This is a genomic window from Methylomagnum sp. (assembly GCF_054333355.1).
The window spans coordinates 1-6,680 of record NZ_JBTEKS010000246.1 but is presented as its reverse complement, the minus strand read 5'-3'; the positions used below and the strand labels follow the sequence as shown (position 1 = coordinate 6,680).

The following is a 6,680-nucleotide window of genomic DNA, read 5'->3' as shown; positions in this document are numbered from 1 at the left end:
AAAGCCCACTCCCACGGTGCGGCCACCGGAACACGGTGGGGTTGAGCCGCAGGCTGCGCAGTACGAATATTAGACTGAGTAAGTTGACGCTGATAATGCCGGTGGCGCTGGCGAAGGCGGCACCGTTCAGGCCGAATCGGGGTACCAGCCAGATATTCAAACCCAGGCTTAAAGCCGTATTAAAAGCCACCAGCCGGGCCACGATAGTTTGATGTCCGGTCATCATCATTAGGGAGCCGACGGTGCCGGTCAGTGCATTAATCACTTGACCGGCCATGAGTATCACCATGGGTTCGTAAGCCGCTGTGAATTCCGCGCCAAATAATTTCAGAATCGGCTCGCCCAGCGCATATAACACCAAGCCGACTGCCAGGGTGAAACCGAAAATGCCGTAGGCGGTATAGGTCAGCAATTCCTGCAAACGGGCTTTTTGTTGAGTCGCATGGAGTTCGGAAATCATCGGGGCCAAGTTCATGCCGACGGCTTGCAGGCCGAACGCGGCCAGTTCCGAAAGCCGCAAGGCCACCGCGTAAATGCCCACCGCCTTGGGATCGGTCGCCAGCATCCCGACCAAGAGCAGGCTGCCCTGGTCCATCAACAGCCGCAACAAGGCCACGAAGCCCATGGGCAGGGCGGTGGCGAGCCAGTGCTTGGCCTGGATTCCTCTTGTGTTGGCGCGGGTTTCGGCGGGGATGGCCCGGCGCGTCCACCGGCTGGCGATCAGCAGCACCAGCGTCGCCGCCGCGAGTCCGCACAGCATCCCAACGAAGGCGGACAATTCCCGCCAGTGCCAGTAGGCCGCGCCCGCCAAGGCCATCATGAACAGCCGCGCCAGAATATCGCAGGACTGCGCCTGCCAGGGGCGCTTGAAGCCGTAGAGCAGGGATTGGCCGACGCCGGTCAAGCCATACACGGGCAGCAGGCAGAGCGCGGCGAGATAGGTCGGGTAGGCGTCCGCCGCCAAGTCGGCCCGGAACCATGCCAAGGCTAGGAAGGTCACCCCGGCCACCGCCATGCTGGCCGTGAACACCGCGCCATAGCCGAAGCGGATCAAACCCTTCAACAAGCCCCAATGGCGTTGCGCCGTGTAGGCGGCGGCGAAGCGGGTCAACATGCCGTCGCTGCCCAAGCGGCCCATCAGGCCCAACACGGTGAGCCAAGTCAGCGCGTAGACGTAGATGCTGTATTGCTCGGCCCCCATCAGGCGGGTGACGAGCAATTGATTGAGGAAGGCGAGGCCGACCGTGGCGATTTTTAGCCCGAGCGAGCCGAGGGCACCACGGGCGAGGAAGCGCAGCATGGAGGATTGGATTTTGCGGGTGGGAGCGGGCTTCAGCCCGCGACTTGGTTTACAAATCGTGGGCTGAAGCCCACTCCCACGGCTAGTTCCCCGCCACGGTCATCCTGTCGATCCACACCGAGCCGGTGCGGGTGTTGCCCCGCAAGTCCACATCGTTCCCCACGGCTTGAATCCCGAAGTACATATCGCGGAGATTCCCGGCGATGGTGATTTCCTCGACCGGGTATTGAATCTGGCCGTTCTCCACCCAGAACCCGGCGGCACCCCGCGAGTAATCGCCAGTGATGATGTTCACGCCCTGGCCCATCAAGTCCGTCACCAGCAGCCCCGTGCCCATGCGGTTCAACAGGCCCGGCAGGTCCAACTCGCCCGGATCAATGGTCAGATTATGCACGCCGCCCGCGTTGCCGGTGGTCTTTAGCCCGAGCTTGCGGGCTGAGTAGGTGCTAAGCACGTAGGATTCCAGCACGCCATTCCGCACGATGTGATGCGGCACGGTGCGGACGCCTTCGGCGTCGTAGGGCGTGCTGCCCAGGGCGCGTTTGAGGAACGGTTGTTCGTGGATTTGGATGAAGTCCGGGAAGACCGGCTTGCCCAAATGGTCCAGCAGGAACGAGGACTTGCGGTACAGGTTGCCGCCCCGGATGGCCCCGATGAAGTGGCCGAACAGGCTAGACGCGATGTCCGCCGCGAAGATGACCGGGCATTGGCGGGTGCTGAGGGTCTGCGCGCCGAGCTTGCGGATGGTGCGCTCGGCGGCTTTGAGGCCCACCGCTTCCGGGGCTTCCAGGTCGGCGCGGTCGCGGGCCACGGTCCACCAGTCGTCGCGCTGCATCTCGTTGCCGCGCTCGCCGATGACCGAGACGCTTAAGGAGTGGCGGCTGGAGGCGTGGCCGTGCAGGAAGCCCAGCGAGTTGCCCATGACCCGCAAGCCTTGGAAGGTGTTGAGGCTGGCACCCTCGGAATTGGCGATGTCCGGGTGATAGCCACGGGCGGCGTTCTCGCAGCGGATGGCGAGGTCGATGGCGGTCTCGGCGTCCGGCTCCCACGGGTGGTAGACATCCAGGTCGGGGAATTCAGTGGCGAGCAGATCGGCGTCAGGCAGCCCGGCGTATTCGTCCTCGGCGGCGTAGCGGGCGATGCGGCAGGCGGCGGCGACGGATTCGCGCATGGCTTCGCGGCTCATGTCGCTGGTGCTGGCCGAGCCTTTGCGCTGGCCGATGTAGACCGTGAGTCCTAAACCCCGGCTGCGGTGGTGTTCGACGGTCTCCACCTCGCCCAAGCGGGCGGTGACGGACAGGCCGGATTCGATGCTGACGCCGGCCTCGGCGCCGGTCGCGCCTTGCCGTTTGGCTTCGTCGAGGCACTCGGCGACCAGGCTCTCCAGTTGGGTGAGTTGGGTTTGTTCGGTGGGGGATAGGGCGGATTGGGTCACGGGGGTTCCTTTTGAGATTCTTCCTCTCCCGGTGGGAGGGGCTTGGGGTGAGGGTATAAGGTTTTAGCCGTTATTCCGGCCAGAATTCGTCATCAAGCACATTTTCCAGGCTATAAGGGCATTCCACCGGGAAAACACTTTTATCTAAATCAGTTTCTAAGGCGGCTTCCCGGATGGCTTTTACATAGACATCGCGGAATTCATCGGGGTTATCAAGTAGCCGTTTAAGGCTGGGGGATTGTTTTAGCAGGCGTTCGATGGCGGTGCGTTGGTGGACGATGGTGAGTTTCCAGCTTTTGCCCCGGCGTTCCGGCTGAAATTGGTATTTCAGCAGGTGCATGATTAGGATTTGCAGCCGATTCAATAATTCCCGCCGGTCGCTGGCCCCCATGCTTTCCAATTCCTCCGCGATATGGTCTAAGTCGAGTTCCGATAACCGGCCCTGGCGGATGAGCGCCGCGCTTTGGATGGCCCAGGCGTGGAAGTCTTGGTGGTAGGGAATGATGGTGTTCATAAGTTATCTCAGCGCTCGCAAGCTCTAGTGCGCCGACCTTTCAAATTTTACGAAAACAAACATTAAAAATGGTCTTGAATAAGCATGGCCTTGATTTCTGCAATGGTGTATGGCGGATGCTTTGAGTGAATAACAGAGTGGCAGTTTGGGCAGACCGGGACAAGATCATTTCTAGGGTCGATCCGATATTCTCCGGGGTGATCGGAAACCAAGATTAGGTGGTGTACATGGATGATGTCTTTTTCTATACCTGCATATCTCTCGGCAAGAATTACGCCGCACGCCTTGCACGATGAGCCGTGAATGGTTAAGCAGGCTGTGCGAGCTTGACGGTTTCTTTCAATTGCGACCGACACCACTTGCTTTCTGGCACCCTCGTCAAATGTTTTATCCGCAATATCAAGAGTTAGCCTAGTCGATTCTATATCTTGTTCGGTTATGTTGACGTTAATCTGAGTTCGGCTAGTCGGAGAAAGGATATGCTCGTCTATAAAGTTGAAGAGGGTTTGTAGGTTTGCGGCGGTTTTTATGCGATATCGGTAGCTTGGACCACCTTTTGGGTATGCTATTAAGCCGTTATCTAATTGTATTATTAGCTGTTCTAAGGCCGACCTGTTTTTAAGCAAGGAGGGCATGAAATAAAACAGAATGCTGTTTTTATTCACTATGCAATCCATTCGGAGATCAGGGTTGCTTTTCCATCTATAATAGCGTCCACCGACCGGGTTTCCGTAGGTATTATACTTTTCTATAGCAAATCCGCGCTTTTCAAGTTCGCGATCAAGCTGTTCTATTAAAAAAGGGATCACACTTGCCATAAATTAGCGATGTCGTTGATTAAGCCGCCAAATCACAATATTCCACTCTCGTCGTGGCAACAGGTATCGGCAAACCATCCTCCCGCAAGCCATCCAAATGGAACGCGATGGCATCCCGGATATTCCGCTCGACTTCTTCAACGGTATCGCCCGTGGATATGCAGCCGGGCAAATCGGGCACATAAGCCGAGAAGTTATTTTCAGCGCGTTCAATAACTACGGCATAACGCATAACAATTGCCACGCTTAGTAATGATACCGGGCTTGTAGGAAAGTGATTCGCCCATCACCCACAAGGTAAACAAGGCGATGTTCTTGGGTAATCCGCCGCGACCACACGTTTGCCCCAAGATATTTCAGCGGTTCCGGTTTGCCTATCCCGTCAAAAGGTTCACGCGATATAGCCTCGACGAGATTCATAATTCGTAGGGCTACCTTTCGGTCAGTCTCAATCCAAAATTTCAAATCCTCGCGGAACTCCGGTTCAAAAATAGCCTCCCGAAGCTTGGGAGTTTCAGAGCAGGATTTATTCGGCTTCGTCAAAACCCACCTCGCGGCGGAGTTCATCCAACGTTTGCGGCTGGGTTTCCTGTCTTTGCGCCCGCGCCAATGCCGTTAGCAGACGCTTAGCATTGGCGGGGGAGCGCAATAGGTGGACCGTCTCAAGCAGGCTGCTTAACTCGTCCGCCGCAATCATCGCGACATTTTCCGCGCCGGGCCGTTCGATAATCACGACTTCGCGGTCATCCGCCACTGTATTGAGTAAGGCGGAAAAGGATTTCTGGGCTTCCGAATACGATGTTTGAATGGTCATGGTTTTCCCCGTTTAAGCCTCATCGCTTGTTTTCAAAACGCCATCTTCCCGAGATTCCGGCAAGCTAGAGCTTGCAGGAGGCTGGGAACCAGCGGCGTCGATTTGAACGCCAGCCATAATCCGCGCCTCAATCTCGGCGAAGTTATCTCGCGGTGGATTCGCCTCAGCCCAGGCAATTGCTTCCGCTAACTTGGCGGCTTCTTCCGGTTCATGCAGCCAGCTTTCGTCCATCAAACCTTCGTCCCCCCCACCGTCAACCCATCCACCCGCAAAGTCGGCTGCCCCACGCCCACCGGCACGCTTTGCCCATCCTTGCCGCAGGTGCCAACCCCCGTATCCAACTGCAAATCATTGCCCACCATGCTGACGCGGGTCAGCACGTCCGGGCCGTTGCCGATCAGGGTCGCGCCCTTCACCGGGCGGGTGATTTTGCCGTCCTCGATCAAATACGCCTCGCTGGCGGAGAACACGAACTTGCCGGAGGTAATGTCCACCTGACCGCCGCCGAAGTTCTTGGCATACAAGCCTTTCTTCACGGAGCGGATGATTTCCTCTGGATCGTGCTGGCCGGGCAGCATGTAGGTGTTGGTCATGCGCGGCATGGGGAGGTGCTGGTAGGACTCGCGGCGGCCATTGCCGGTGGGCGCGACGCCCATCAGCCGGGCGTTGAGCTTGTCCTGCATGTAGCCCTTGAGGATGCCGTTCTCGATCAGCGTGGTGCATGCGGTCGGCGTGCCCTCGTCGTCGATGGTCAGGGAGCCGCGCCGGTGGGGCAGGGTGCCGTCGTCCACCACCGTGCAGAGCGGTGAGGCCACCCGTTCGCCCACCCGGCCCGAGAAGGCCGAAGTGCCCTTGCGGTTGAAATCGCCTTCCAGGCCGTGGCCGATGGCTTCGTGTAAAAGGATGCCCGGCCAGCCGGAACCCAGCACCACGGTCATCGCGCCCGCCGGGGCTTCCTCGGCGTCCAGGTTCACCAGGGCTTGCCGCACCGCTTCGCGGGCGTAGCCGCTGGCCCGGTCTTCCTCCAGGAAATAGCGGTAATCGGTGCGCCCGCCGCCGCCGCAACTGCCTTGCTCGCGCTTGCCGTTGTCCACCACGATGACGCTGACATTGAGCCGCACCAAGGGCCGCACGTCGCCGTGAATAGCGCCGTCCTGGCCGATGACCATCACCACCTCATGGCTGCCGGAGAGGCTGACGAATACCTGTTCAACGCGGGGGTCGAGGCGGCGGCATTCTTCGTCCAGTCGTTTCAAAAGGGTCAGCTTGTCTTCTTCGGGGAGGGATTGCAGCGGGTCGATGGGCAGGTACAGCGACGGCGGACGCTCCACCGTGGCGATTTCCCGCTGGCCTTGGTTGCCCAGCTTGGCGATGGCGCGGGCGTTCTTGGCGGCTTCCAGCAGGGTGGGCAGGGCGATTTCGTCGCTGTAGGCGAAGCCGGTCTTCTCGCCGGACACCGCCCGCACCCCGGCGCCTTGTTCGATGCTGTGGCTGCCTTCCTTGACGATGCCGTCTTCCAGCATCCAGGATTCGTAGCGGGTGGCTTGCAGATAAACATCCGCCGCATCCACGGAGGCGCCAAGCAATTGGGCCATGACCCGGTCCAGGTCGGTGTGGCCGAGACCGGCGGGTTGCAGCAGGGCTTGATGGGCTAGGGCGAGATGGTCGTGATTCATTGTGGGAAAGTGGTTAGTGGTCAGTGAACAGCGGTTTGGGGTTGGGCGAGCTTATTTTGTGGTGGACTGATGGCGGATTGATTGGGTTCCTCGCGTAGGTCGGGCATGTACTCATGCCCGACG

At 59.1% G+C, this 6,680-nt stretch carries 9 protein-coding genes; all 9 read right to left on the bottom strand.

The features are described from left to right. The coding region (locus ACXWUF_RS16070) for a flippase (RefSeq protein WP_458495668.1) at positions 1–1,300 on the bottom strand (1,300 nt) is incomplete at its 3' end. Between the two features lie 82 nt (positions 1,301–1,382). Further along, entirely contained in the window at positions 1,383–2,735 is a 1,353-nt protein-coding gene (gene pmbA, locus ACXWUF_RS16065) for a metalloprotease PmbA (RefSeq protein WP_458495667.1), read from the bottom strand. Positions 2,736–2,805: 70 nt separating this feature from the next. Continuing rightward, entirely contained in the window at positions 2,806–3,249 is a 444-nt protein-coding gene (locus ACXWUF_RS16060; RefSeq protein WP_458495666.1) for a DUF29 domain-containing protein, read from the bottom strand. Positions 3,250–3,311: 62 nt separating this feature from the next. After that, complete coding sequence (locus ACXWUF_RS16055; protein WP_458495665.1) at positions 3,312–4,067, bottom strand: HNH endonuclease; 756 nt, start codon at positions 4,065–4,067, stop codon at positions 3,312–3,314. A 19-nt stretch (positions 4,068–4,086) separates the two neighbouring features. Further along, positions 4,087–4,299 (bottom strand): type II toxin-antitoxin system HicB family antitoxin, encoded by a 213-nt coding sequence (locus ACXWUF_RS16050; protein ID WP_458495664.1) that lies wholly within the window; start codon positions 4,297–4,299, stop codon positions 4,087–4,089. A 14-nt stretch (positions 4,300–4,313) separates the two neighbouring features. Next, positions 4,314–4,634 carry a Txe/YoeB family addiction module toxin gene (locus ACXWUF_RS16045; protein WP_458495663.1) on the bottom strand — a complete coding sequence of 107 codons (321 nt, stop codon included), beginning with the start codon at positions 4,632–4,634 and terminating at the stop codon, positions 4,314–4,316. Next, positions 4,594–4,881 (bottom strand): type II toxin-antitoxin system Phd/YefM family antitoxin, encoded by a 288-nt coding sequence (locus tag ACXWUF_RS16040; RefSeq protein ID WP_458495662.1) that lies wholly within the window; start codon positions 4,879–4,881, stop codon positions 4,594–4,596. The genes ACXWUF_RS16045 and ACXWUF_RS16040 overlap by 41 nt, the downstream gene beginning before the upstream one ends. A gap of 12 nt (positions 4,882–4,893) precedes the next feature. Then, complete coding sequence (locus tag ACXWUF_RS16035; RefSeq protein WP_458495661.1) at positions 4,894–5,112, bottom strand: hypothetical protein; 219 nt, start codon at positions 5,110–5,112, stop codon at positions 4,894–4,896. Further along, entirely contained in the window at positions 5,112–6,557 is a 1,446-nt protein-coding gene (gene tldD, locus ACXWUF_RS16030; RefSeq protein ID WP_458495660.1) for a metalloprotease TldD, read from the bottom strand. Before tldD ends, ACXWUF_RS16035 begins: the two co-directional genes overlap by 1 nt. Between the last annotated feature and the right edge of the window lie 123 nt (positions 6,558–6,680).